This window comes from Klebsiella sp. G-Nf4 (assembly GCF_002810615.1).
Taxonomy (GTDB): Bacteria; Pseudomonadota; Gammaproteobacteria; order Enterobacterales; family Enterobacteriaceae; genus Klebsiella; species Klebsiella variicola.
Map to the genome: position 1 here is coordinate 223,350 of NZ_PION01000001.1, position 24,308 is coordinate 247,657.

Below are 24,308 nucleotides of genomic sequence, written 5' to 3' on the forward strand. Positions count from 1 at the left end.
TGACGGCCAATACGGCGGCTTATCCGCAGCCGGTGCAGTTTGAACTGTTCAGGCGCCTGATCCCGGCGTTAAAAACCGCCTGCCAGCTTCACGCCCGGTTTGAACAGCTGCGGGACACCATAAAATACCAGAGCGCGGTGATGGACAACGGGATCTACCCGGTATGGCTGGTGGATCATGGCGGTAAAATTCTCTACGCCAGCGCGCATGCCGAACGCTACCTGCGCGCCAACGCCCGCCTCTCCTGGTATAGCGGGGGCGATACGCTGTGCCTCAATACCGACAGTAAAAAACTCAAACGCGCCATCGAGCAGGCCACCCGGACGGCAGAGCCGCCGAAGGCAGGGCTGTGCTATACCGCCGGGCGTCAGCCGAAACCGATCCTCGTGATCCCGGCGGCCCGTCTTGCCGGGGTCGCCTGCGTGATTATTCCCGAGCCGTTTCTCACCGGCAGCGCCTTGATGGAGCTGTTTAACGTTAAGCCCGCCGAGAATGCGGTGGCGGAGCTGCTGGTGCGGGGCATGACGCCGGATGAATGCGCCTTACATCTGGGCGTATCCATCGCCACGATCAGAACCCACCTCAGCGCCCTGTACCGGAAAACCCATACTCGTCATCAGGCTGAACTTCTGCTGATCCTCCGCGCGATTCACGGCTGATTTATTTCATCCACTCATTCATATGAATGAGTGAGTCTGTTATTGCCGCCATTATAATCCTCATAAAACGAATGAAGGATTTAATCGCTCCCTGAGCGGTCAGTCCGTATATCTAATTCCTGCTGGATGGGAGTGGTTAATATGTTTTTCTTTCGTGTGATAGCCATCGTGACTTTATTCCCCGCGTTAATATCCTGCACAACGCAAAAAGCACTAAACGAAACCGGAAAGGAGATTGATAAAGGCCATTATGGTGTCGCGACATGGTATGTCGCGACCTTGCCGATTGCCATGCTTTATGACGTATTTACTCTCGGCGGTACCAGCGATCCGCAAACGGGATATAATACGGTCGCCAGCGTCGCGAATAAACAACCGGTGACTCAATTATCCCACAGTTCATCAGGTTCGCGATCTCAAACCACAACTCAAAGCGCGGCTGGCGGTTCAGTCTCGACCGTCGCCACACCCCAAAACGCCGCCCTGAGAACGGCGTCTTCGCAGGGGCAGTCATCGGTTTCTTCGTCAGTTAAATCCTATCCTCCGGCCGATAATTGCCTTACCCGTGACTCGACGTCGAATTCATTGGCTGACTTCTGGATTAATCATTGTGGCTTTGCCGTTACCGTGATGTGGTTTGATGCGAATGATTGCCGTACAGGGTGTATGGATGGCGTAGGGGCGAATTCACGCCAGACAATAACAAAAGGAAGGGCGGGAAGCGCTTATACTTCAGTGGCTTGTCCTAAACCTTCTACACCAAAAGGACCCGATGGCATTCATCAATGGGCCAATGAAGGGTACCATCAATGTACTTCCTGAGCCGTGGATAACGCCAGGCCAGAGGCATCCTGGCCTGGCTATCCAGGTCTGCCGAGCGGGCGCCAACGTTAGCAGGAGCAGCGCCAGCTCACGTCGCTCACTATCAACAGCATGACTCAGCCAGCAGAGCATCGCGCCGTCTGGATCGCCATCAGCGCGGCCACGACCAGCATCCCGGCGCTCAGGCAAAAGGTGCTCTCATAGCCCAGATGATCAAATAAAATACCGCCGACCGTTGAGCCAATGGCAATGGAAAACTGCACTGTCGCGACCATCAGTCCCCCGCCTGATTCGGTATCCGCTTTGGTGGCATGGGCGACCCAACTCCACCAACCCACCGGCGCTGCCGTGGAGAGTACGCCCCACAGGGCCAGCAGAATCGATACCGCGACAATGTTTGTCGCCAGCGGGATCAGCAGCAACGCAATCAGGGCCATCAGTAGCGGAATAATCATTAACGTTTTATAGAGCTGGTTTTTAATCACCAGCCCAATAGCCGTGGTTCCCGCCAGTCCGGAAATACCGATTGCTAATAATATTAGCGAGATGGTCCTGGCATCGACCTGAGCGATCAGTTCGAGGTACGGCCGAATATAGGTGAATAAGGTAAACTGCCCCATGAAAAAAATACCGGCCGCGCCCATGCCGATCGCCACGGAACGATCGCCCAGCAGTCTTCCCAGACCTGAACCGCTGGCGGCCTGATGCGATCCCGCTTTCATTGAGGGAAGGCTTATCCACTGCCAGATAAAGGTCACCACCGCGATGGGCACCAGGCTCAGAAAGGCACCGCGCCAGCTGGTGACTGACGCCAGATAGCTGCCAAGCGGTGCAGCCACGACGGTGGCAAGCGCATTGCCGCCATTAAAAACGGCCAGAGCGCGCGGAACCTGACTAATATGGACCAGCCTGACCGCCGTGGCGACAGACATTGACCAGAAGCCGCCAATGACCACCCCAATCAGTGCGCGCCCCAGCATGTAGATACTAAAATTCGGCGCCATTGCCACGATTAAAGCAGAAATCCCCATCAACGCGGTCAGCAGTAACAGCAGATATTTGCGGTTCATTTTTCCAGCCAGCTTGCGAATAAGCAGGCTGGTTAAGACCGCAAATATTCCCGAGATCGTCATTCCCTGACCCGCGGTGCCTTCGGTGATCCCCAAATCCAGAGCGATGGGGGAGAGCAGACTCACCGGCATAAATTCTGAAGCGATTAGCGTAAATACGCAGAGTGTGATAGCAAATACTCCCGTCCAGTTGGAGGAAGGGCGTTTTTCATCAGCATAAGCTGAATGATTTCTGAGATTCATAATGGGGTTTATTACACCTTAACGTTTACGACAGGCGTCGCTACCTTCTTTATCGGCAGCGAATTCAATACGGGTTGGATTATAAAAACCAAAATTAGGCATATTGACTCCTGTGCGCCGGGTTAGTCCCGGCGCAGAGATTAAAATGGAGGTCAATTTAAAATTATTTCATGCTGGCTTTAAAGAAGCGGTCCAGTTTATCAAACGGAATTTTCCCGCTTTGATTGTCATATAAGTCCACGTGGTTCGCACCCGGAACAATGACCAGCTCTTTGGGTTGAGCCGCTTCCTGGTAGGCGGTTTCCGCAAAGTAACGCGAATGCGCTTTCTCACCGGTAATAATCAGCACTGGCCGTGGCGAGATTTCCTTAATATGATCCAGCTGCGCGAAATTCATAAACGGCATCGGGGTTGTCACTGACCATGCTCCGGCGGAGTTAACCGACCGCGGGTTATACCCACGCTGGGTGCGATAATAATCGAAGAACTCACGAGTAATGGGATCGGCATCTGCTTTCAGCGTTGCTGGCAGGATAGTTTTATCCCGGACTACGTTACCCGCTTTATCAAAGCTGACATTGTGGCTCTCATAAGCAGGCACGCCATTCTCGGCGTCTTTCCAGCGCTGCAGGCTCATGTTTTCCAGTACTTTGCTACGCTGTTCCGGGGTATAGCTATCCTGGAAGCCTTTACCCCACAGGCGCGACATATCATACATCACCGAGGTGGCGACGGCCTTGATACGTTTATCCATGGCTGCCGCGCTGAGGTTCAGCCCGCCGTAGCCGCAGACGCCCAGCAGGCCAATGCGATGCCGATCAACGATATCCAGCAGACCCAGATAGTCGACGGCTGCCATGATATCTTCCGTGTTGATATCGGGAGAGGCGATATTACGCGGCTCGCCGCTGCTCTCGCCGGTATAGGAAGGGTCAAAAGCCAGGGTGACAAAACCACGCTGGGCCATTTCCTGAGCATAGAGACCGGATGACTGCTCCTTAACGGCACCGAATGCCCCACTGACCGCCAGGGCAGGAAGCTTACCGGCCGGGCGCTTTTTCGGCACATAGACGTCGGCGACAAGGGTAATGCCGTAGCGGTTTTTAAACGTGACTTTTTGATGGTCGACGGCGCGGCTCAGCGGGAAGGTTTTATCCCAGGTCTGAATGAGCTTAACATCTGCGTCGCCTTTCATGGGCAGCGTCAGGTCTGCAAAGGCGGCATTTGAGCCAAACAGCATCGCCATCCCAAGGATCAATCCCGTATGTCGCGTTCGATGAGAAAAAGCAGCCATAAATACTCCTGAAGGGTGTGAAGTGCAGACCAGGATGTCCCGCTCTGTGTGAGTGTTGAAGGCGCTTATAGTAGAGAACTAAAGCTGTTCTGATTAGCGGGTAAAACCGCACTTCATTAATGCATCCATGTTATAAATAAAACCATTGAGACCGACCAGACACAGGAGCCAGGGTGGATATTTTTCGTCGTGAGGATCTACACCATCTCTATCTTTTTTATCATGTGGCGAAAGAGGGGGGATTTACCCGCGCCGCGGCCAGACTGGGCCTCGCCCAGTCGAGCATCAGCCGCAGCATTACCATGCTGGAGAAAAGTATTAATCTGCAGTTACTGGTAAGAAGTACCCGCAAGGTCGCGCTCACCCCGGCCGGGGAAAAACTGTTGCGTTCGCTCGATCAGGGTTTCGGTCAGCTGGAGAATGGCTGGATACTACTGAATCAGCTCAGGGAGAAACCTGCCGGAACCGTGCGCATTAACGGTAGCAGGCAGGCTATCGAACAACTGTTGCTACCGCGATTGCAGTCGTTACGCGATGCTTACCCGGATATTGCACTGGAACTCATTGAAAATAATACCTTTGTGGACATTGTGAAGGAGCGATACGATGCCGGGGTCCGCTATGGCAGTATGGTCAACGAGGATATGGTCTCCGTGCGTATTGGCGCCGATGTGCCGATGCGGGTTGTCGGTAGCCCCGATTTCCTCCGCCAGCATGGGACCCCCACGCATCCCCGCGAACTCGAAAAGTATCCCTGCATTGGCTATCGCATGTCGGATGGTTCACCGTGGGGATGGGAGCTGCATGATGGCGATCGGTTGTACCGACATAATCCCGCCGGAGGGTGGGTATTCAGCGATGCCGGCACCGTCATTAAAGCCGCGACGCTGGGCGTGGGGCTGGCCTATGAAGCGGCGGATCTGATGCAGGACGAACTGGCAAGCGGTCGGCTGATACCGGTTCTGGAGAATTACAGTCATACCTTCCCGGGGTTTCATATCTATTATCCGCACCGCAATGTGTCCAGTGCGCTGCGAGTGATTATCGACATCCTGAGGGACTATCCCGGGGCGGACAGCCGCGCTAACGGACCCGGCTGATCCCTCGCTGGCCATTTTCTATCAGGCTCATGGTTACGTTGACGGGCTCATTCCTCTGGGGAGACTGGACGAGCCTGACGCATTACCTCTGCAGCCTTTATCATACCCGGCACGATTCGAATTAGCCGCGGAAGCATCCTCCGGGAGTGATTAGCAAGACGTCATGGCGACGGGCAGGACTGCGTCATTCGCCATGAAGCCGTTCCCCTGCGCCACTTGCGCAGAGGGACATCACATGACGAGACTCAGGAATGATGGTCGCGTAGGAAAACCGTCAGCACCTCTTTCGGCGGCACGCCGCCGCATTCGCCAATCATCCAGCCCACCGCCCCGCGGTGATAGGCGCCGTGAAAGAGCATGTGGTTCAGCATCTCCATCGCGGTCATATTGCCGTCACCGCCGTCGACAAATTTGAAGGCGATACGTTCGTGGAAATCAGCGGGGGTCATGGCGCTGACATACTGAATGTATTCGTCCGTACAGGCGGTCATGGCCGTTTCCAGCTCATCAACGGTTGGCGTCTCGGGGGTATTCAGCGCGGTGTAACCGTGCGGCCTGCCGCGCAGGTTCGCCCGGAAAATCATGTCAACGACATGGATATGGTTCATCAGCCTGATGGTCAGGTGACGTTTCTCGCCATATACCGTACCGTCAATCGCGCGGATCGCCTGTAAGGTGGCAAGGTCAATCCAGCGCTTATATTTCAACAGCGTCACTACTGTGTCTTTGTCCATAGTCTGTCCCGGGTTGGTTGAACCGTTATCATACTGGTTATGCCGGTGAGTCGTCACGCTCCAGCGCCAGGCACAAAAAAGCCTCGCCGGGGCGAGGCTTTTCAATAAGCAGGTGATTTAGTCAAACACACCGTTAATCACGGCGGTGACGATGGCGGTGCTCAGGGCGACCAGCACCAGGTCATCGCCGACCGCGCGCCATTCATAGCCAGGATAATAGGGCAGGTCGTTAATCATGGAAGCCGGCAGGGTCTTTTTCGCGATCCCCGGAGGCAGCGGTTTGCCGCGGGCGACGTTTTTGGCGATACCCGGCGGCAGTGCCTGATAGCCGACCAGACCGTAGTTCACGGCAAGGGAGCGCGCTCGTGAAAAGCTGATATCGCTGTCGACATGGTCGGGTTTACCGTAGTTTTTACGGTTGCCATGATCGTCAGTGGACTGACCTTTATTCTGGCCTTTATTACCATGGTCGCCATTATTGCCGTCATTGCCATGGTTACCACTATTCCCGTGATTACCACCGCCGTTGCCGTTACCCGGGTTGGCATAGACTGGCGCGGCCAGCACGGCAAGAGAGATAACCGCCGCCAGTGCTGTTTTGAGAGTGCGACGCTTAAGCATGATGCTGTTTCCTGAATGGGGAGTACACGCTTAAAAAATAAGAGAAAGCTATGCCCCTGGCAATCTCATCATTTCTTATTTTTTGCCGGTTTTTAATCACCGGCGGGAAAGATAAAGGGAAAGGGATAGCGGGACGCGGACAAGCAATTCCATTGCTGCGTTTTGACAGACGGGCGACCGCGCCCCGCTAAATGTGTTGCCGACAGGATCGCTCCCGGGCGTAGAGAAAAAAATGCCCGAAGCCATCGGGCAAAAATGAACAAAAATATTACGCTTCATTCATAACGCGTCTCACAAGACGGGGCGGATAGTAAATCCTGGCGCTGCCGCGCACAATCGGACGGTTGTTTAGAAATAAATAACCCCATCGACTGTGCTCAGGACGCGACCCAATGGCAGGCGACCCGATGACCCGGGGCCACCTCGCGCAGCGCCGGAGCCTCTCTCCGGCAATGTTCGCTGACCTGCGGGCAGCGGGATGAAAAGCGGCAGCCGGCGGGCGGATTGGCCGGATCCGGGATCTCGCCTTGCACCAGCGCCTGCGGTTCGCTGTGCGGATCGAGGGTTGGCACCGCGGCCAGCAGGGCACGGGTATAGGGGTGGAGGGGGCGGCTGAACAGCGCATCGCGGCTGGCGCTTTCCACCAGCTGTCCCAGATACATTACCGCCACATCGTCACATAAATGCTCCACCACCCCGAGGTCGTGGGAGATAAACAAGAACGTGACACCGCGGTCGTCGCGCAGGTCGGAAAACAAATTGATGATCTGCGCCTGAATCGACACATCAAGGGCCGAGATGGGCTCATCGGCGACGATAAAATCCGGGTTGAGGATCAGCGCCCGGGCAATACCGATCCGCTGTCGCTGGCCGCCGGAGAACTGATGCGGAAAGCGGGCATAGTGCTCCGGCGCCAGGCCGCAGATCTTCATCACGGCTATCACCCGGTCATACAGCTCATCGCGGGTGCACAGCTTGTGCTGCAGCATGGCTTCGCCAATCGCGTCGCCAATACGCAACCGCGGGTTCAGCGAGCTGTAGGGGTCCTGAAACACCAGCTGCATTCTGGGCCGGATGGCGCGCAGGGCAGGCGCGGTCAGGTCGGCCAGCTCCTGACCGTGAAATTTTACGCTGCCGGCACTCTTCTCATACAGGCCAAGCAGCGTCCGGCCGACGGTGGTTTTACCACTGCCGGACTCGCCCACCAGGCCAAAAATGGTGCCCGGACGGATGTTAAAGCTGACGCCGTCCACCGCGCGAAGCTCGCCGGTCTGCTGGCCAAACAGGCCGTCGCGCAGCGGAAAATATTTTTTCAATCCATCCACTTCAATAACATAGCGTTCGCTCATGCTGTCGCCTCCGCAAACTCGCTGTAAAAGCAGGCGGCCCGCTGGCGCTCACCGAGCAGCGGCGGAATCGCCTCCCGGCAGCGCGCCGTCGCCCGCTCGCAGCGCCCGGCAAAGGCGCAACCCGCCGGCAGAGCGGCCAGATCCGGCACCTGGCCGGGAATAGAGTACAGCCGCCGACGCCGCTCACCCGGCACCGGGCGGGAGGCGATCAGCCCACGCGTGTAAGGATGTTGCGGATGCCGTAGCACCTCTGCGGTGGCACCTTGTTCCACGATCCGTCCGGCATACATCACCACTACCTGCTCGGCCATCTGCGCGATCACTCCCAGATCGTGGGTAATCAGCATCATCGCCATCTGGCTGGCCCGCGCCCGGTCACGCAGCAGGCGCAGGATTTGCGCCTGCACGGTGACGTCCAGCGCGGTGGTCGGTTCGTCGGCAATCAGCAGTTTGGGCTGACAGCTCAGCGCCATGGCGATCATCACCCGCTGCAGCATGCCGCCGGAAAGCTGGTGAGGATAGCGGGTCATCAGGCTGTCGCCGCGCGCCAGGCCGACCTCGCTTAACAGCTGGATGGCCTGCTGCCAGGCGGCTTTCGGCGTGGCGCCGAGGTGGCGGATCAGCGGTTCGCACAGCTGTTCACCGATGGTCAACACCGGGTTCAGGGCCGACATCGGTTCCTGAAAGATCATGGCCAGCTGGTGGCCGCGCAGGTCGGCCATCTGTCTGGCTTTCAGCCGCAGCAGATCGCGGTCCGCGAAGCGGATCTCGCCGCCATCGATGCGCGCCGCCTGCAGTGGCAGGAGACCCATCAGCGCCATGGCGGTGACGCTTTTGCCGCAGCCGGATTCGCCCACCACGCCAACGGTTTGCCCGGCCTGAATGGTGAAAGAGACCTCCTGCACCGCGCGCACGCGAGTGCGTTCGCCGGCGAAAGAGACGGAGAGATGATGAAAGGCGACTAACGGCGTGGTCATTTCAGCCTCGGTTTCATATTGGGATCCATGGCATCGCGCAGGCCATCGCCCAGCACGTTGATGGCGATCACGGTGATAAAGATGGCGATGCCCGGCGGCATCCATAGCCAGGGGCGGCGCTGGAAATCGATCAGGCTATTGGCAGCATCCATCATATTGCCCCACGACGGCGTCGGCGGTACCACGCCGAGGCCGAGATAGCTCAGCGCGGATTCACTGAGAATGGCGTTGGCGACGGCCATGGTCGCCATCACCACCAGAATCGGAATGGTATTCGGCAGCAGGTGGCCAAACAGCCGGCGACGCGCCGACAGGCCCAGCACCTGGGTGGCCAGCATAAAATCGCGTTCGCGCAGGGAGAGACATTGTCCGCGCACCAGCCGCGCCAGTCGGGGCCACTCCAGCAGGCTGAGCATCACCACCACCATATAAATGCGCGAGTCCGGCGAAAAATCGAGCTCAGAAAGCATCGCCCCGGCGACGATCAACAGCGGTAACCCGGGGATAGTCATCACCAGGTCGGCCACCCGCATGATCAGTTTGTCGGTTAACCCGCCGACATAACCCGAGAGGGCGCCGAGCAGGTAGCCGAGGCACACCGACATCACCATGGTCAGCAGGCCGATAATCAGCGAGATGCGCCCGGCCAGCAGCAGGCGGGTGTAGACATCGCGACCGAGGAAATCGGTCCCCAGCCAGTGTTCCGCCCCGGGCGGTTGGTTGATGCTCAGGGCGTCGGTGGCATCATCTCTCCATGGCGACCAGACGGGCCCCAGCACGCACCACACCGCCATTACCGCCAGCAGGATCAGGCAGAACATGGCCAGCCGGTTACGGCGCAGCTGTCGCCACCCCTGTCGCCAGGGAGAGGGGGTCATGTGCGCCAGCGCCGGGATAGCCGCCTGCCGTTGGCGGCGACGGGAAGCAAAGTAAGACAGGATCATCATGACCTCACCCGAATACGCGGATCGGCCCAGGCGTACAGCACGTCGGCGAGCAAATTACCAACGATCGTCAGCACCGCCAGAAACAGGGTAAATCCCATCAGCACCGGATAGTCGCGGGCGGCCAGCGAGTCGATATGGATGTGGCCTGCCCCCGGCCAGTTGAACACCTTCTCGGTAATGATCGCCCCGGAGAACAACCCCGGCAGCTCGAAGCCCAGCAGGGTGATAATCGGCAGCAGGGCGTTGCGCAGGGCATGTTTGAGGATCACCGTGCGCTCCTGCAATCCCTTGGCGCGGGCGGTACGGATAAAATCCATTTTCACCACGTCGAGCATACTGGCGCGCACATAGCGCGTCAGGCTGCCCGCCTGCAGCATCACCAGCGCCAGCACTGGCAGCGCCAGGTGGGCGGCCACTTGCAGCACATACTGCCAGCCGCTCTCGTCGCTGCCGGTATTGGTCATCCCGCCTACCGGTAGCCAGTGGAGATCGACGGCAAACCATTTAATCAGCAGCAGGCAGAGGAAAAAGGTGGGGAACGACATGGCGGCAAACACCGCGACGCTCACCAGATGATCAAACCAGGAGCCGGGTCGCAGGGCAGAAACCACGCCGACCGCCAGGCCAATGCCCCAGTAAAAGACCAGCGCGACGCTGGCCAGCAGAAAAGAGTTCCAGATGTACTGGTTGAGCAACTGGCTGACCGGGATCTGATACTGCAGTGAAAAGCCTAAATCACCGCGCAGCAGCTGTCCCAGCCAGTGGAGGTAGCGGGTGAACAGCGGCTGGTCGAGGCCGTAGATCGCCTTCAGCTCCGCGGCGCGGGCGGCGGTCAGGGTGATATTGCCATCGATAAAGTCGCCGGGGGTTTTGGCAAACAGCATAAAAATAATGAAGGAGGCCAGCAGCAGCATCGGCAGCGTTTGCAGCAAGCGCCTCAGGATGAAATTTTTCATGACGGTCTCACATCAGCCGCCGGTTAACCCGGCGGCCAGGGGATTTACTTGACGATTTTTACATCCGGCAGGCTGCCGGTCAGGCCGTTGTAGATATCCGGCTTAAAGCCGCTGACGCGGGCGCTGCTGGCGGAAAGGATGTCGCGATAGCCGAGCAGGATCACCGGCGGATCGTCGGCCAGCACTTTATACAGCTGGTGGTAGATCGGCTTGCGTTGTTCAATGTCGAGCACCGCGTTGCCGGCGTTAATCAGCTTATCGACTTCCGCGTTATGGTAGCCGGACTCTTTAGCTTCGCTGCTGTAGAAATCCCATACCCCGTCGTGCGGGTCGTTGAGGGTGCTGGTGCTAAAGGAGGCCAGATCGTAATTTCCGGCTTTGCGCTGCGCCATCAGGGCGTTGAAATCCACCACCTGCGGCTTCAGCAGCACGCCAATCTGCCGCCAGTTCTCCTTGGCGATGGGGATCAAAGCGTCGTTGATCACCTTCTTGCTCACCAGCAGGGTCAGCTCCAGGCGCTCGCCGTCTTTGGCGCGGATACCGTCGGCGCCAGGTTTCCAGCCGGCCTCATCCAGCAGCTTTTTGGCCTGTGCCGGATCGTAAGGGTAAGGGTTGACGCCTTCAGCGTTAAAGGCCCAGGAGATCGGGGCGATCGGCTCGATGGCGACTTTGCCGTACCCCTGATAGACCACGTCGATCAGCTTCTGCCGATCCAGGCCGTAAATCAGCGCCTGGCGCACGCGCTTATCCTGGAGCGCCGGGCGATGCACGTTGAACTCCACCTGGCTGTAGTCGCTGGAGCCGTAAAGATTAATGTTGGCGAAGCCGAGCATTTTCAGCTGCTCAATATCGTCGGGGCGTGAGGTAAAGGCGTCATAGTCGGTCTCTCCGGTCTGGAACAGCTGGAAGTTGGTCGACGGATTGGTCACGCGGTAGATAAAGCGCGGTGTTGGCGGCGTTCCGCGGTAAAAATGGCTATTGGCATGGAAGCGTATTTCCTGACCGGGAATGTATTTGTCGTACACGTAAGGGCCGTTGCCCAGCGGCTTGCCGTGCAGTGAACGCAGATAGTCGAGATTTCCCCGCTGATATCCTTTGCCGTACCAGGCTTTCGACAGCACCGGCCCGCCAATTTTGGCCAGCGTGGTGGCGCCTGGCTGGGTGGTGGTCACCTGCAGGGTGAGTGGGTCGATGACTTTCAGGCCGCTGACGCTGTCAGCTTTGCCGGCTTTGTAGTCCGCGCCGCCGGCGATATTGGCCAGGGTGATGTCGGTATCGCCATCATATTTGGGGTCGAGCAGGACCTTCAGGGTAAAGGCGACATCTTCCGCCGTCAGCGGTGAACCGTCGCTGAAGGTCAGGCCAGGGCGCAATTTGATGGTGTAGACTTTGTTATCCGGGCTGACCGTCCAGCTCTCCGCCAGTCCCGGGACCAGCTTACCCTGACTGTCCCAGTCGATCAGGCGTGAAAAAATCACGTTAGTCACGTTCTCATCCCAGCCGTTGACGAAAAAGTAGGGGTTAAAGATCCCCTGCGGCTCGGAGATCCCGGCCACCACCGTGTCTTTCCGCAGTTTGGCGCTGGCCGGGATCTGGCTGGCGTCGGTGGCCGGGGTGATACCTTCTTTCAGGATCCCTTCCGCATGGGCAACAGAAGAAAATGCTACCACGCCGCCGAGCAGGGCCACTTTTAGCGCCAGGGCGAAGCGGGTTTTTCGGGTTTTTAATCCTTGTTGTAATCTGGACAAAAGTGCTACCTCATCAAATAATTGCGTGGTTATTTACAATTCATGACGAAAGATAAGAGGCGCACTTCGCCCTGTCTAACACTGAAACGCTATGATTTATAACTAATTATCCTTAGCAAAGGATCGGGAATATAATCCCATTCGATGGCTAAGAAGCAGTGGTTTCCGCTGTCTGATGATGGTGGGTCAGAATGCTGTCTGCGACCCAGCCATCCTGCGCCAACGCGCTGGCGGCCAGCGGCCCGCTCAGCCGGACCTGCAGCTGGCCGATCACCCGGCCCTGAATGCGCTCGCAGTTGCTGTACAGCAGTCGGGCGTCGCCTCCCAGCAGGCTGGCGATATGCTGCAGATTGGGTTCACGACCGCTGCTGCCGTCAAAACGTAAGGTCACGATCTGCTCGCCGTCGCGCAGCGCTGGCCCGGCCTCCGGGCGATCGGGGTGCTGCAGGCCGAGCATGGCGCGCGTCACCGGGTGCTGCGGGTTGCCAAACACGCGCCAGACATCGCCCTGTTCGACAATGCGCCCGCCCTCGAGCACGCTGACCCGATCGCAGAGGGTGCGAATGACCTCCATTTCGTGGGTGATCAGCACGATAGTCAGGCCCAGGCGCTGGTTAATCTCCTTGAGCAGGGTTAGCACCGACAGGGTGTTTTCCGGATCCAGCGCCGAGGTTGCCTCATCGCACAGCAGAATTTCCGGCTGAGTGACCAGCGCCCGGGCGATGCCGGTCCGTTGTTTCTGGCCGCCGGAGAGGCGGGCCGGGTAGCTGTCGCGCAGCGCGCTGAGGCCCACCAGCTCAAGCATCTCGCTGACCCGACGCTGGCGTTCGCCGGCCGGGACGCCAGCCATCTTCAGCGGCAAGGCGATGTTCTGCGCCACGGTTTTGGTGGCCATCAGGTTAAAGTGCTGAAAAATCATCGCCACCCGTCGACGCAGGTCGCGCAGCTGGCGCGTGGAGTAGCGCACGGTTGACTCGCCGTGGATGAACATCTCGCCGCTGTCGGCATTTTCCAGGCGATTAAACAGGCGCAGCAGGGTGGATTTTCCGGCTCCGCTGCGGCCGATGATGCCGAAAATTTCGCCCTGACGGATGGTCAGGTCAATGTCCTGTAGCGCCTGCACGCCGTTAGGATAGGCTTTGCTGATACCAGCAAACTCAATATGGGTCGGTGGGGCAGGGATATGCGTCACGATGATGCGCTCCGTTAGCCCGGGCAGCGGCTGACGCCGCTGCCCGCGGTGATTAGAATCCAGGTAAAATTTTGCCCTGATAACGCGTCAGAATGAACTGACGAACCGCGTCCGAATGCAGCGCTTGCGCCAGCTTCTGAATGCCCGGGTCCTGAATGTTGTCCGGGCGCGCCACCAGATATTCGACGTACAGATCGCTGCCTTTTTCCACCAGCAACGCTTTATCGGTGTCGATACCAGCCTCCAGCGCATAGTTGGCAAAGATAAAGGCCAGGTCGACCTGCTTCACCGCGCGCGCCAGCATGGCGCCCTCCAGTTCGCGGATCTTAAAGTGATGCGGGTTGCTGGTAATGTCCTTCGTTGCCGATTGCGGATTGTGCGGATCCTTGAGGGTAATCAGCCCGGCGTTGCTTAACATCACCAGCGCGCGGCCGGTGTTCACCGGATCGTTAGGGATGGCGATCGTGGCGCCGTCAGGCACCGCGGCGAGGGTCTTGTATTTGCTGGAGTAGGCGCCGAAGGGCTCGATATGCACTCCCACCACCGGTACAAGGTTGGTGTGGCGGGTCTGGTTGTAGTTATCGAGGAACGGCCGGTACTGGTAGTAGTTGGCGTCGAGGTGTTTCTCCGCCAGCTGCTGGTTAGGCTGAATAAAATCGTTAAACACTTTGACCTGTAAATCGACGCCCTCCTTCGCCAGCACCGGCTTCACAAATTCAAGGATTTCCGCATGCGGCACCGGCGTGGCGCCGACGATCAGCGTCTCGTTAGCCAGCGCTGCGGTGGAGAAGAGGGCCAGCAGTCCGGCGGCAATAATGGATTTTTTCATGATAAGGGTTTCCTGAGCAGAGAAGGGTAAGTTATTTGCGGCTGACGTAGCGCACCAGGCGGTCGCCGCTCATTTGCAGAAGCTGTACCAGCGCGATCAGCATCAGGACGGTGACCACCATCACATCAGTCTGAAAGCGCTGATAACCAAAACGAATGGCCAGATCGCCCAGCCCGCCGCCGCCGATCACCCCTGCCATCGAGGTGTAGTCGACCAGCAAAATGGCCGTCACGGTCACGGCGGCGATCAGCCCGGCCCGCGACTCCGGCAGCAGCGTGTGCCAGATAAGCTGCCAGGTGCTGCCGCCCATCGACCAGCTGGCCTCCACCAGGCCGTGCTCCACTTCGCGCAGGGCGGTTTCCACCAGCCGGGCGAAGAACGGGGCGCAGCCGGCGACCAGTGGCGGAATGGTTCCTTCCACCCCCAGCGAGGTGCCGGTCAGCAACGTGGTCACCGGGATCATCACGATGAGTAAAATGATGAACGGCAGGGATCGCAGCACGTTGACGCACAATGACAGCAGGCGGTAAAGGCGCGGGGCGTACAGCAAACGCGGCTCGCCGGTGAGATAGAGCACGATCCCCAGCGGAAGCCCCAGCAGTACTGTCCATCCCAGCGACCAGGCCAGCATGGTAAGGGTATCGAGGGCGGCCTGGGCCACATCGTTCCAGTCGATTTCCGCGAAAAACGCCAGCAGACTCGTCATATCAGTTCCAGTCATGTCGTTGCGGGCGAATGCCGTTCAGCACCCAGTTGCCAAGCAGCTGATACTTCCAGCGAACCGGGTCGTGCAGGGTGTGCACCCGGGCATTGCGCCAGTGGCGGTCGAGGTTGAGCGACTCACCGGTGGCGCGAGTCCCCCCCAGCTCGAACAGGCGGCTGGCGGCCTCCAGCGCCACTTCGGTGGTCCAGATTTTGGCGCGGGCGACAGCCAGCGACGCCTCGGCGACATGCTCTTCGCTGAGGTCATTTTTATAGCGGTCGAGCACCCGTCCCGCCCGCTCCAGCAGCGCGTCGGCTGCGGCAAGGCGGCTGTCCAGTTGACCGATATGGTAGATAGTCAGCGGATCGTCGCTCGCCCGCGCCACACCGGCGTCGATCCACGGCCGGGCGCTGTGGCGCACGAACGCCACGGTATCGTCCAGCGCCGCACGGGCGATACCGGCGTCTATCGCCGCGGTGGTCAGCTGGGCGAAGGGGCCGGCGAGGGTCGGGCTGGCGTAAGACTTCCAGGTTGGAAAAAGGTGGAAAGGATTAACCGGCAGATTGTCGGCCAGCACGGTACCGCTGGCGGTGGTGCGCTGACCGAGGCACGCCCAGTCATTGACCACCGTCAGTCCCGGGCTGTCGTGCGGCACGAAAGCGAGCTGGGCGCGTTCGTCGGCGTCCAGCGCCAGAATGCCAATCCAGTGGGCGTACAGCGAGCCGGTGCAGTAGCCTTTACGGCCATTGATCCGCAGGTCCCCGGCGCCTTCCTCGATACGGGTACGAATATCGAGCACCGTTTTCCCTCCGGTTTCCGACAGGGCATTGGCGAAGCGATAGCCCTGCAATACCTGGGCGAAAAAAAACGCCTGCTGCTCGTCGCTGCCCTGCAGACGAATGTCCTCCAGCAGGCAGTAGTGATTCTGGGGGATCTGGCCTAACGACGGATCGGCCGCGGAGAGAATGGCGATAACCTGCGCCAGAGTCGCGGCCGAAACCTCGGCGCCGCCAAAGCGGCGTGGCACCGTGATGCCCCACAGTCCGCTGTTGGAATAGGTGTTGACGATCTCCGCCGGAACGATACCCGTGCGGTCGCGCTCGGCGGCGCCGGGTTTAAGCACGGCGGCGATCTCATGGGCGATGGCAAGGGCTTCCGCATCGCTGGCAATAATATGCGCCTGCGGCGTGGACTGGGTGTAAGGCAGAGCGGGTGAACTGGCTGACATCATCTTCTCTCTTATTCAGTAGATAGCTTATGCATAAATTAGATAAATAAATAATTCATAATGCCTGGGGGTTATATGCATGAATAAGCAAAACCTGTGCCAGCGAGAGAGGAAGGCGCGATGGCGGTATTTAGCGGGTTGCAGAGGTCTGCTGGTGGTGCGGACTGCTGCAAATGCAGCGTACTTTTGCGCCGGCTGTTGCAAAGGCAACAGGAGGGGGAACGACCGCCGGGCGTGAAGGAAGGAACAAGGCGGTCAGTTCAGAGCGGACGTCAGCGGTGCGTCGTCGCAAGGGCGGTCTGCCGATCAGGCGACGATTTCAATCAGGTTGCCATCGGGATCGGCGATCACTGCCTCATAATAGCCGTCGCCGGTGGTGCGCGGCGGCGAAACCAGTATCCCCGCAGCCTCGGCGCGTTGGGCGAGGGCATCGACCTGTTCCGCCCCGCCCACCGAGAGGGCCAGATGTACCCAGCCGGTATGGTTGTTATCCGCGCTGGCCGGCTGCAGGCCAGGCTTGGTCATCAGCTCGATCACTACCTCATCGTCAATGGTGACAAAATAGGAGGCAAAGCCGGGGTTGGTCTGGCTTAGGTATTTTTCATTGATGCTGGCGGCAAAGAACTCCACCCAGAAGCGGGCCTGGACGTCGAGCTGTTGGGTCCACAGGGCGAAATGGGCAATTTTCATGGTAAACCTCCGGGCAGGAACATTGACAATCAAAGCAGCGCAGACGATCATGCTTGCTGTTGCTCGTTTTTGATAATTTAAGGAGTTATCGTGCTCGATTATGCTGCTTTTCCCCAACAGCGACAAGCGTTGATTTGCCAGATCCTGCAGGAAAACGGCAGAGTGGTGTGCGCGGAGCTGGCGGCGCGGCTTCAGGTGTCGGAGCACACCATCCGCCGCGATCTGCATGAGCTCAGTCGTGAGGGGTTCTGTAAAAAGGTGTATGGCGGGGCGGTGCTGAGCCTGCCGGAGGCCGGGGACTACAGTGAACGGAAAGATAAAAATCGAGCAATAAAGCTCAGGATCGCGCAACAGTGTGCCAGGCTGGTGAAGCCCGGCGGTACCCTTTTCATTGATACCGGGACCACCAATCTGGCGATGGCCGAGGCGCTACCCGCCGAGCTGGCGCTGACGGTGGTAACGAACTCACCGGAGATCGCCGCGGTACTGGTGAAAAAACCGTTGTATGACGTGGTGATCCTCGGGGGGCAGGTGCAGCGGGCGAGCGGCGGCTGCGTCGGCGCCGCGGCGGTGGCTCAGGTGCAGGGCATGTTATTCGACCAGGGGTTTATCGGCGGCTGCGCGATGGCGCCAGAGTCGGGCCTGACCGGTTTTGACTATGCCGACTGCGAGTTCAAGAAAGCGGTGATTAAGCAGTGCAGCGAAATAATCATCGGCCTGACCTCGGATAAAATTCCGGCGGTGGCGCGGTTTGTGGTCGCCGCGAGCAGCGATATCGATGTGCTGGTGGTAGAAGAGAATATCAGTCGCGAATATCGCGTTGCCTTTCAGCAGCACGATATTCGCATCCATACCGTGTAGCCCGTTAGCGGGTGAGGGAGGTGGCGATAAGCCGCAGGCCCAGCGCCCCCAGCACCGTCGCGGTGGCGATGTCGATCCGCCGCTTCAGCCGCAGGTAGACGCGCCGCGGGCGATCGGCAGATAGCACCAGCGCCACCAGCGAATACCAGCTGACGTCAATCAGAAAGCTCATCAGCGGCACGATGTAGTAAAAGGCGGTGGGGATCTGCGCTGGCAGCAGGGCGGTAAAAATTGAGGCGAACACCAGCGCGGTTTTGGGATTGCTCAGCTGGGTATACAGCCCATCGCGGAAGGTCTTCAGCAGCGAATGGTTGCCAGCCATGCCGCTGGCGGAAAAGTCCATCGGCTGCGCCGACCCGCGGAAAATCTTATAGCCCAGCCATAACAGGTAGAGCCCGCCCGCTACTTTCAAGCCAATAAACAGCTCCGGCACCGCGGTGAGCACCTTCTGCAGGCCCAGCATTGCCATAATGGAAAAAATGGCGGCGCCGGCGCCGGTACCGAGGGCGGTCACCAGACCGTGCACGCGCGAGCGAGCGACGGCATTGCGCGCAACAAAGATAAAGCTTGGACCGGGACTGATCACGCCCATGATCAGCACCGCGGCAATGGCCATCAGGCTGGATAAGAACATAGCGACTCCTGTGATGTCCGCCGCCGGCAGGCGGTCGGTACCGTGTGGACGGTTGAGCTAAACAGAGTAGCAAACTGGTTCAGGAAAGCACGTCAAAAAGGTGTGGACAAGGCAGGGCGGAGCGGGCGTTGGCGGCGCGCGTTTTCTGCGCAACTGTTTGAATAACGATTCCCATTCTTGTCATCAATGGTAAACTGAATAACTGTGATCTTTGTCATACCGTAATAACTACAGAGAAGAGACACTGCTATGCAACATATCATTGAGGGCTTCCTCAACTTCCAGAAAGAGATCTTCCCCCAGCGTAAAGAGCTCTTCCGTAGCCTGGCCTCCAGCCAGAATCCCAAAGCGCTTTTCATCTCCTGTTCAGACAGCCGTCTGGTGCCTGAACTGGTAACCCAGCAGGAGCCGGGACAGCTCTTTGTCATTCGTAACGCCGGGAATATCGTGCCGTCTTTCGGGCCGGAGCCAGGTGGCGTTTCTGCTACCATCGAATATGCCGTCGTTGCGCTGGGCGTGACGGATATCGTGATCTGCGGCCACTCCAACTGCGGCGCGATGAAAGCGATCGCCACCTGCCAGTGCCTTGAGCCGATGCCGGCGGTGTCCCACTGGCTGCGCTATGCTGATGCCGCGAAAGCGGTGGTGGAAAAGAAAACCTGGGCCAGCGAAACCGATAAGGTCAACGGCATGGTGCAGGAAAACGTCATCGCTCAGTTGAACAACATCAAAACCCATCCGTCGGTGGCGGTCGGTCTGCGCGACCATACCCTGCGCCTGCACGGCTGGTTCTACGACATTGAAAGCGGCGACATTCAGGCGCTGGATAAAAACACGAAATCCTTTGTTTCCCTGTCGGAAAATCCGGACGTCTTTTTCGAATAAAGCCGTTCCCAGGGCACGGAGGCCCTGTTCATCTCCTCACCACTCCACGCAAATTTTGCCGAAATGGGCGCCGCTTTGCAGATAGCGGAAGGCATCCGGTAAGGCTGTAAAATCAAACACTTTATCGATAACCGGCCGCGACGCCTGCAGGTTCAGGGCGTTGACGTAGTCCTGTTGTTGCCGTCTATTACCTACCACCAGCCCCTGCAGTCGGGCCTGTTTACTCATCAGCAGATGGGTGGGGACATGCCCCTCGAAGCCGGTCAGGACGCCGATCAGGGCGATGTGTCCGCCAACACTGACCGCCTCGAACGACTGCCCCAGGGTGCCCGGCCCCCCCAGCTCCAGAATGAGATCGGCCCCGCGATGGCCGGTGATATCCTGCACCGCGGCGCCCCATTCCGGGGTGGTTCGGTAATTGATGAGATGATCGGCCCCCAGCGTGCGAGCACGAGCGAGCTTTTCATTTGACGACGAGGTGACGATCACCTGCGCGCCCATACTTTTCGCCAGCTGCAGGGCGGTTATCGACACGCCGCCGGTGCCGAGCGTCAGTACCGTATCGCCTGCTTTTAACCGTCCTTCGACAACCAGCGCGCGCCAGGCGGTAAGACCGGAAGTGGTTATGGTTGCCGCTTCCCTGAAACTCCACCCCTCAGGTGCATGGGTAAAATGGCTGGCCGGCCTGACGACATACTGGCAGGCGAACCCCTCCGCGCCATCGCCCGGGGTCTGACTGAAGTCGCTCACCTGTGGACCGGGGCGGCCATCCAGCCACTGCGGGAAAAAGCCCGCGACCACCCGGTCACCCGGCTGAAATTCGTTCACCCCGGCGCCAACCGCTTCCACCACGCCGGCGCCATCCGCCATCAGGATCCGCCGATCGGCGGTGGGAATAACGCCCGTTGCGACCAGCAAATCATGGTAGTTCAGCGAGGTGGCGTGCAGCGCCACCCGGATCTCGCCTGCGGCGGGCGCGCCGGGGTCAGCAAGATCGACAAGCTGCAGGTTCTCAAGCGAACCGGGTTTTTTGACTGTCCAGGCTTTCATCATCAGGCTCTCTTTTCTGGAGGATACAGTCAGTATTGGTCGGGAACGGGGAGAGCGCCACAGCCTGTCTGTCGGGACATCACTGAAAGGGAAAAGGGGAAAAAATAAAGCGCCGTTAAAAACGGCGCTTTATTTATTGCTAACGGCTAAAAGGATTATTTGCTCAGCTCAGCCGTCATATGGACACGATTGTTAAACTGGGCGCTGGTGATTTTATAGGATGCACCCTGTTCCGCGGCCTGGGCGGCGATTTTTGCTTCAGCACGGTCCAGTGTGGAAGCGGTAGCGCTGACGCTCTGGGCGAAGCTGACAGAAGAGAACAGAGACAGTGCAGCAACAGCAACGAAAGTTTTGATGGATTTCATGGTCGTATTCCTTAATCTGGTGTCTGATAAAGGGCTTGTTGCCCTGATGTGATAAAGAATACGCTTGACTCCTGCAGGTTAAAATCAAAACAATTTGCGAATCTTGTTCAAATAATATGAATGATTTTCCGCTGCGTGCAACGCGGCCTGTTGCTGCCGGGCAAGTCTTGCCCCTGGCGTATAACTGGCAAGGTCGGATGAGAGCGGGTTAAACGTTGGCCCGGTGGTCATAAAATGGTGAAAATGGGTATGGCTGACCAGATGAAAATTCACCTTAATCCGTTCCAGTCCGTTATAGACTCGCTTGCGATTGATCCCCAGCGTGGTCGCCAGTTGATTCACCGACTGTCCCTTCATGGTGGCGGCGATCATGCGCATTTCCAGGCGGTTGAGGGGGGCTCGTTGACGGGAAGAGGTACTCTGACGCTGATGACGCGGCACCAGAGGCCAGCGACGATCGGCCAGCCTGCGCAAAAGGCGGCCAACCTCCAGAACGCTTTCCCGCTGGCTAACCCACAGGAGGGTATCCGCGAAAAAGGCGCGTCCGCGCCTCACGTTGCCGGCCGAGGTAAAGCCGATCACCAGACTCTGATAACGCAGGGCTAATTCAGCGGCGGCCTGATAATCGTGAAAGTTTTCCAGCGATAAAATAATCACATCCAGCCCAGCCGGATCGGGAAAATGGCTAAGTGGCAGCGAATGAATAATGTTCAGCCCGGGCAGGGTCTCCTGAATATCTCTGAAACACTGGGCGAGGCCGATATTAAAAAAAACATTATTGCTGTGAATTAAAATATTCAACGGATAAACCCTGTTACAAGCGATGTAAACGGCGCGGAGAGGGGATTAGCTGCGTACCAGGAGTTTATTCATATCAGCAGGCGAGGTATTAATGTAATTCATCATGCCCGGTGGTTTGAATGAGTAAATTTCGGCTACGACCGCATTGTTAATATAATACCCGGCGCACTTGACCCGAATAATTAATGCGCTTTCAACGCCAGCCTGGCTAAGACGAGCTTTTAACGTCTGAATAACCTGCCATAATCGCTGCGCAGACGGGCGAAGGTTATTTTTTTCCCAGACGTTAATCATCAACTCTTCATCGCTGACCACCCGTTCTCTGCCATGCGCCAACAGATATTCCAGTAAACAGGCCATGGTACTGCGTAGCTGAACTTGCGTTCGCGTCCCTCGCAGCGCGATAATTTCCCGATGATGCAGGCAGTAGAAAATATTATCTGCTAACTTATAGCCAAGCAGTTTATAGCCCTTAGTCATCTACCACTCCCTGACAAATCCAGTTATTGCCGGTGCAGAGTACCTGCCTGCTGCTGACTGACCAAGTGAATTTTATCTGTTAGAATAATCAAAACAAATAACCATATTCGTATACATAACTAGAATAAAAATCTGAAAAATGATTATTGCTCTGCAGGATTGTATGGTATAGGAAAAGTCTTAAACAAACGTCAGGCGCTGGTAAGCGGTTGAATATATAGGTGTCAGGAAAAACTAAATGCATTTATATTGATCTAGATCAATTTTGCTTATTTCGGGAGGCTTTCACCATTTACATACTAAAACAAAGATTGAAATAACTTCCGTTACGCGATGATAAGCTGATTCTGAACTTATGGAACAACCCAGGGAATTGTTCATTACTTTTCAGGAGCGTTTTTATGGTCATTGCAACTCGTAAGCCTCTGTGTACCAAACGCTGGTCGGCCAGCCCGGCCTCCCAGGATCTTCAGTTGACTCAGCTACGCCACCCGTGGGTCGCCACCAAAGCCAGCTGCAAAAGCAAAAAAGCCTGGAAAAGCCGCAGTTAGCGGCCTGCCCAACCCCCTGACATAAAGCCCTGCTTGTTCCTGCGGACAAGCAGGGCTTACCTCTGCGACCTTTACACCGACTGCAACAGATAACCAGAAGGCGTCTCCACCACCCTGGCAAAGCCGGGCAGACCAAGATGCATGCCGGCGATCAGCCATTGTTCGCTGGCGGCCTGGCGCAGCAGACATTCCCGGGTTTGTCGGGCCTGTTCAGGATCGACGTCGAAGGCGATCGACACCGACGTCCGGGTGGTCTGAATGGTCGGGAAATGGACAATATCCCCCCAGATGAGCAGCGAGGTATCGCCCGCCTCGAGACGATACCCGGTATGGCCGGGCGTATGGCCGGGCAGAGGGCACGGGTGGATCCCGGCGACCGTCTCCTCACCATCAACTTCGCGAATTTGCGCCGCGCAGATTGCCAGTACGCGGTGGACGAGCAGCACGTTGCGCCGGCCGCGATCGCTGGCGTTGTCCAGTGTGGATGCCGCCAGCCAGTAAGCGCGTTCCCGCGAAGGCAGGAACACCGTGGCGTTGGGATACGCCGGGGCGCCGGTTGCCGTCAGCAACCCGCCGATGTGATCCGGGTGCGCGTGGGTGAGGAGGATGGTGTCAATCTCCTCAGGGCGTACGCCGAGCAGCGCCAGATTGGCGATAAGCGCACCGCCGACGCCATTGACTCCCCCGGTGCCGGTATCCACCAGTACGGTGTGCCCGCGTCCGCGGATAAGATAGGCGCCGATCGCAATGGCCTCCGGTGAGGCTAACCCGGCGTTCCGCTGCAGGCGCTCCGCCTCCTCAGGCGTGATACCCGAGAGTAAGGACAGTGGCGCCGACATCTGACCATCACTGACGGCGGTCACCGTCAGGTCGCCTGCGGTCAACGTATAAAAGGGAGCTGGTGTCATGGCGACCTCACGCGCGTTGCGCCGGGTTACGTAACCGGGCGGTGATGGGCTGATAGATAAAGACGGCGGCAGCCGTGGCCAGGTGATGCAGGTCGTTATGCGGGACGATGGCGGCATACCGGGTTTGTTGCGTCGCCAGGCCGCCAGGCAGCAGGACGATTGCCGGAGAGATGGGTAGCGTCTGAGGCGTGTCGCTCAGCAGTAGCACCTCATCAGACCGGACCTCCCGCACGCCGCTATCTGCAACATAGAGGTGGCGGTGCCAGTCGGTGATCGCCGATTGCCAGCGGGCAAAATGGCCGCCACCGTTGCGGCGGTAGGCGTCGCTGTCGATGACGGTAGCATCGTGGATATCGTGCAGCGCCAGATAGCGGGGGCAGCCCTCGCTGAGGGCGCGGAAGCGCTGAGAGGCGTAAAAACCGGGCACAGAGACCAGCGCCGGCAGTTTTTCCTGATTGTAAAAGGTATTCCACGCCGCTTCGCTTTGGGGATCGGTGTAGGCGCATTCGACGACATAGAGCATAGTGACCTCGATGGACAGATGATTGAGCGCGCAAAGCGCTTTAGTGAGTTTTCATCATCCTATCGGCTAAAAATGGCGCTGAAAAACG

General features: G+C 58.1%; 26 protein-coding genes and 1 pseudogene. 6 read left to right on the forward strand and 21 right to left on the reverse strand.

The features are described 5' to 3' along the window. Positions 1 to 380 precede the first annotated feature (380 nt). Positions 381 to 636 (forward strand): annotated as a pseudogene (locus tag CWM57_RS28085) (transcriptional regulator). 164 nt (positions 637 to 800) lie between these two features. Next, entirely contained in the window at positions 801 to 1,481 is a 681-nt protein-coding gene (locus CWM57_RS27140; RefSeq protein WP_133122263.1) for a hypothetical protein, read from the forward strand. Positions 1,482 to 1,597: 116 nt separating this feature from the next. Here CWM57_RS27140 and CWM57_RS01115 read toward each other — a convergent pair whose 3' ends face one another. Next, positions 1,598 to 2,794 (reverse strand): MFS transporter, encoded by a 1,197-nt coding sequence (locus CWM57_RS01115; protein WP_100630603.1) that lies wholly within the window; start codon positions 2,792 to 2,794, stop codon positions 1,598 to 1,600. 163 nt (positions 2,795 to 2,957) lie between these two features. Next, positions 2,958 to 3,989 carry an alpha/beta hydrolase gene (locus CWM57_RS01120; RefSeq protein WP_407028634.1) on the reverse strand — a complete coding sequence of 344 codons (1,032 nt, stop codon included), beginning with the start codon at positions 3,987 to 3,989 and terminating at the stop codon, positions 2,958 to 2,960. Between the two features lie 272 nt (positions 3,990 to 4,261). Here CWM57_RS01120 and CWM57_RS01125 point away from each other — a divergent pair, with 272 nt between their 5' ends. After that, positions 4,262 to 5,188, forward strand: coding sequence for a LysR family transcriptional regulator (locus CWM57_RS01125; RefSeq protein WP_100630602.1), 927 nt, complete (start codon positions 4,262 to 4,264; stop codon positions 5,186 to 5,188). 245 nt (positions 5,189 to 5,433) lie between these two features. Here the strand turns inward: CWM57_RS01125 and CWM57_RS01130 are convergent, their stop codons facing one another. The 12 genes from CWM57_RS01130 to CWM57_RS01185 form a co-directional block, all read right to left on the reverse strand. Next, positions 5,434 to 5,922, reverse strand: a complete 489-nt coding sequence (locus tag CWM57_RS01130; RefSeq protein ID WP_040152537.1) for a DinB family protein — start codon at positions 5,920 to 5,922, stop codon at positions 5,434 to 5,436. Positions 5,923 to 6,039: 117 nt separating this feature from the next. Next, a complete protein-coding gene (locus CWM57_RS01135; RefSeq protein WP_100630601.1) occupies positions 6,040 to 6,543 on the reverse strand; it encodes an anti-virulence regulator CigR family protein in 504 nt (167 codons plus the stop codon). A 377-nt stretch (positions 6,544 to 6,920) separates the two neighbouring features. Next, positions 6,921 to 7,892 (reverse strand): ABC transporter ATP-binding protein, encoded by a 972-nt coding sequence (locus tag CWM57_RS01140; protein WP_100630600.1) that lies wholly within the window; start codon positions 7,890 to 7,892, stop codon positions 6,921 to 6,923. Continuing rightward, entirely contained in the window at positions 7,889 to 8,869 is a 981-nt protein-coding gene (locus CWM57_RS01145) for an ABC transporter ATP-binding protein (RefSeq protein WP_100630599.1), read from the reverse strand. Before CWM57_RS01145 ends, CWM57_RS01140 begins: the two co-directional genes overlap by 4 nt. Continuing rightward, positions 8,866 to 9,816: an oligopeptide ABC transporter permease gene (gene opp4C / locus CWM57_RS01150; RefSeq protein ID WP_100630598.1), complete on the reverse strand. Its 951-nt coding sequence runs from the start codon at positions 9,814 to 9,816 to the stop codon at positions 8,866 to 8,868. The genes CWM57_RS01145 and opp4C overlap by 4 nt, the downstream gene beginning before the upstream one ends. Next, on the reverse strand, positions 9,813 to 10,772 hold the full coding sequence (locus CWM57_RS01155) for an ABC transporter permease (RefSeq protein WP_008804589.1): 960 nt from the start codon (positions 10,770 to 10,772) through the stop codon (positions 9,813 to 9,815). Before CWM57_RS01155 ends, opp4C begins: the two co-directional genes overlap by 4 nt. 44 nt (positions 10,773 to 10,816) lie before the next feature. Further along, positions 10,817 to 12,520, reverse strand: a complete 1,704-nt coding sequence (locus CWM57_RS01160; protein WP_100630597.1) for an ABC transporter substrate-binding protein — start codon at positions 12,518 to 12,520, stop codon at positions 10,817 to 10,819. 148 nt (positions 12,521 to 12,668) lie between these two features. Continuing rightward, a complete protein-coding gene (locus CWM57_RS01165; protein WP_032733145.1) occupies positions 12,669 to 13,712 on the reverse strand; it encodes a methionine ABC transporter ATP-binding protein in 1,044 nt (347 codons plus the stop codon). Between the two features lie 52 nt (positions 13,713 to 13,764). Further along, positions 13,765 to 14,541 carry a MetQ/NlpA family ABC transporter substrate-binding protein gene (locus tag CWM57_RS01170; RefSeq protein WP_074385651.1) on the reverse strand — a complete coding sequence of 259 codons (777 nt, stop codon included), beginning with the start codon at positions 14,539 to 14,541 and terminating at the stop codon, positions 13,765 to 13,767. 31 nt (positions 14,542 to 14,572) lie between these two features. Then, positions 14,573 to 15,247, reverse strand: a complete 675-nt coding sequence (locus CWM57_RS01175) for a methionine ABC transporter permease (protein ID WP_008804593.1) — start codon at positions 15,245 to 15,247, stop codon at positions 14,573 to 14,575. 1 nt (position 15,248) lies between these two features. Continuing rightward, positions 15,249 to 16,475: an SfnB family sulfur acquisition oxidoreductase gene (locus CWM57_RS01180; protein WP_100630596.1), complete on the reverse strand. Its 1,227-nt coding sequence runs from the start codon at positions 16,473 to 16,475 to the stop codon at positions 15,249 to 15,251. Positions 16,476 to 16,778: 303 nt separating this feature from the next. Beyond that, on the reverse strand, positions 16,779 to 17,162 hold the full coding sequence (locus CWM57_RS01185; RefSeq protein WP_074385652.1) for a VOC family protein: 384 nt from the start codon (positions 17,160 to 17,162) through the stop codon (positions 16,779 to 16,781). A gap of 90 nt (positions 17,163 to 17,252) precedes the next feature. Between CWM57_RS01185 and CWM57_RS01190 the strand changes: the two genes are divergently transcribed. After that, complete coding sequence (locus CWM57_RS01190) at positions 17,253 to 18,023, forward strand: DeoR/GlpR family DNA-binding transcription regulator (protein ID WP_100630595.1); 771 nt, start codon at positions 17,253 to 17,255, stop codon at positions 18,021 to 18,023. Between the two features lie 4 nt (positions 18,024 to 18,027). Here CWM57_RS01190 and CWM57_RS01195 read toward each other — a convergent pair whose 3' ends face one another. Beyond that, a complete protein-coding gene (locus tag CWM57_RS01195; RefSeq protein WP_008804598.1) occupies positions 18,028 to 18,657 on the reverse strand; it encodes a LysE family translocator in 630 nt (209 codons plus the stop codon). Positions 18,658 to 18,906: 249 nt separating this feature from the next. Here CWM57_RS01195 and CWM57_RS01200 point away from each other — a divergent pair, with 249 nt between their 5' ends. Continuing rightward, a complete protein-coding gene (locus CWM57_RS01200; RefSeq protein ID WP_008804599.1) occupies positions 18,907 to 19,542 on the forward strand; it encodes a carbonic anhydrase in 636 nt (211 codons plus the stop codon). A 36-nt stretch (positions 19,543 to 19,578) separates the two neighbouring features. On the opposite strand, the gene CWM57_RS01205 is transcribed toward CWM57_RS01200, so the two are convergent. The 4 genes from CWM57_RS01205 to CWM57_RS01220 form a co-directional block, all read right to left on the reverse strand. Next, on the reverse strand, positions 19,579 to 20,595 hold the full coding sequence (locus CWM57_RS01205; protein ID WP_206052719.1) for a zinc-dependent alcohol dehydrogenase family protein: 1,017 nt from the start codon (positions 20,593 to 20,595) through the stop codon (positions 19,579 to 19,581). A gap of 152 nt (positions 20,596 to 20,747) precedes the next feature. Continuing rightward, a complete protein-coding gene (locus tag CWM57_RS01210) occupies positions 20,748 to 20,957 on the reverse strand; it encodes a YdgH/BhsA/McbA-like domain containing protein (RefSeq protein ID WP_004202908.1) in 210 nt (69 codons plus the stop codon). A gap of 84 nt (positions 20,958 to 21,041) precedes the next feature. Next, entirely contained in the window at positions 21,042 to 21,758 is a 717-nt protein-coding gene (locus CWM57_RS01215; RefSeq protein WP_100630594.1) for a hypothetical protein, read from the reverse strand. Between the two features lie 45 nt (positions 21,759 to 21,803). Then, entirely contained in the window at positions 21,804 to 22,238 is a 435-nt protein-coding gene (locus CWM57_RS01220) for a winged helix-turn-helix domain-containing protein (protein ID WP_074385653.1), read from the reverse strand. A gap of 401 nt (positions 22,239 to 22,639) precedes the next feature. Here CWM57_RS01220 and CWM57_RS27325 point away from each other — a divergent pair, with 401 nt between their 5' ends. Continuing rightward, positions 22,640 to 22,789, forward strand: coding sequence for a hypothetical protein (locus CWM57_RS27325; protein ID WP_165454478.1), 150 nt, complete (start codon positions 22,640 to 22,642; stop codon positions 22,787 to 22,789). A gap of 71 nt (positions 22,790 to 22,860) precedes the next feature. Here CWM57_RS27325 and CWM57_RS01225 read toward each other — a convergent pair whose 3' ends face one another. Further along, positions 22,861 to 23,697, reverse strand: a complete 837-nt coding sequence (locus CWM57_RS01225) for an MBL fold metallo-hydrolase (protein WP_100675488.1) — start codon at positions 23,695 to 23,697, stop codon at positions 22,861 to 22,863. A 7-nt stretch (positions 23,698 to 23,704) separates the two neighbouring features. Next, positions 23,705 to 24,220, reverse strand: coding sequence for a DUF4286 family protein (locus CWM57_RS01230; RefSeq protein WP_100675489.1), 516 nt, complete (start codon positions 24,218 to 24,220; stop codon positions 23,705 to 23,707). Positions 24,221 to 24,308 lie beyond the last annotated feature (88 nt).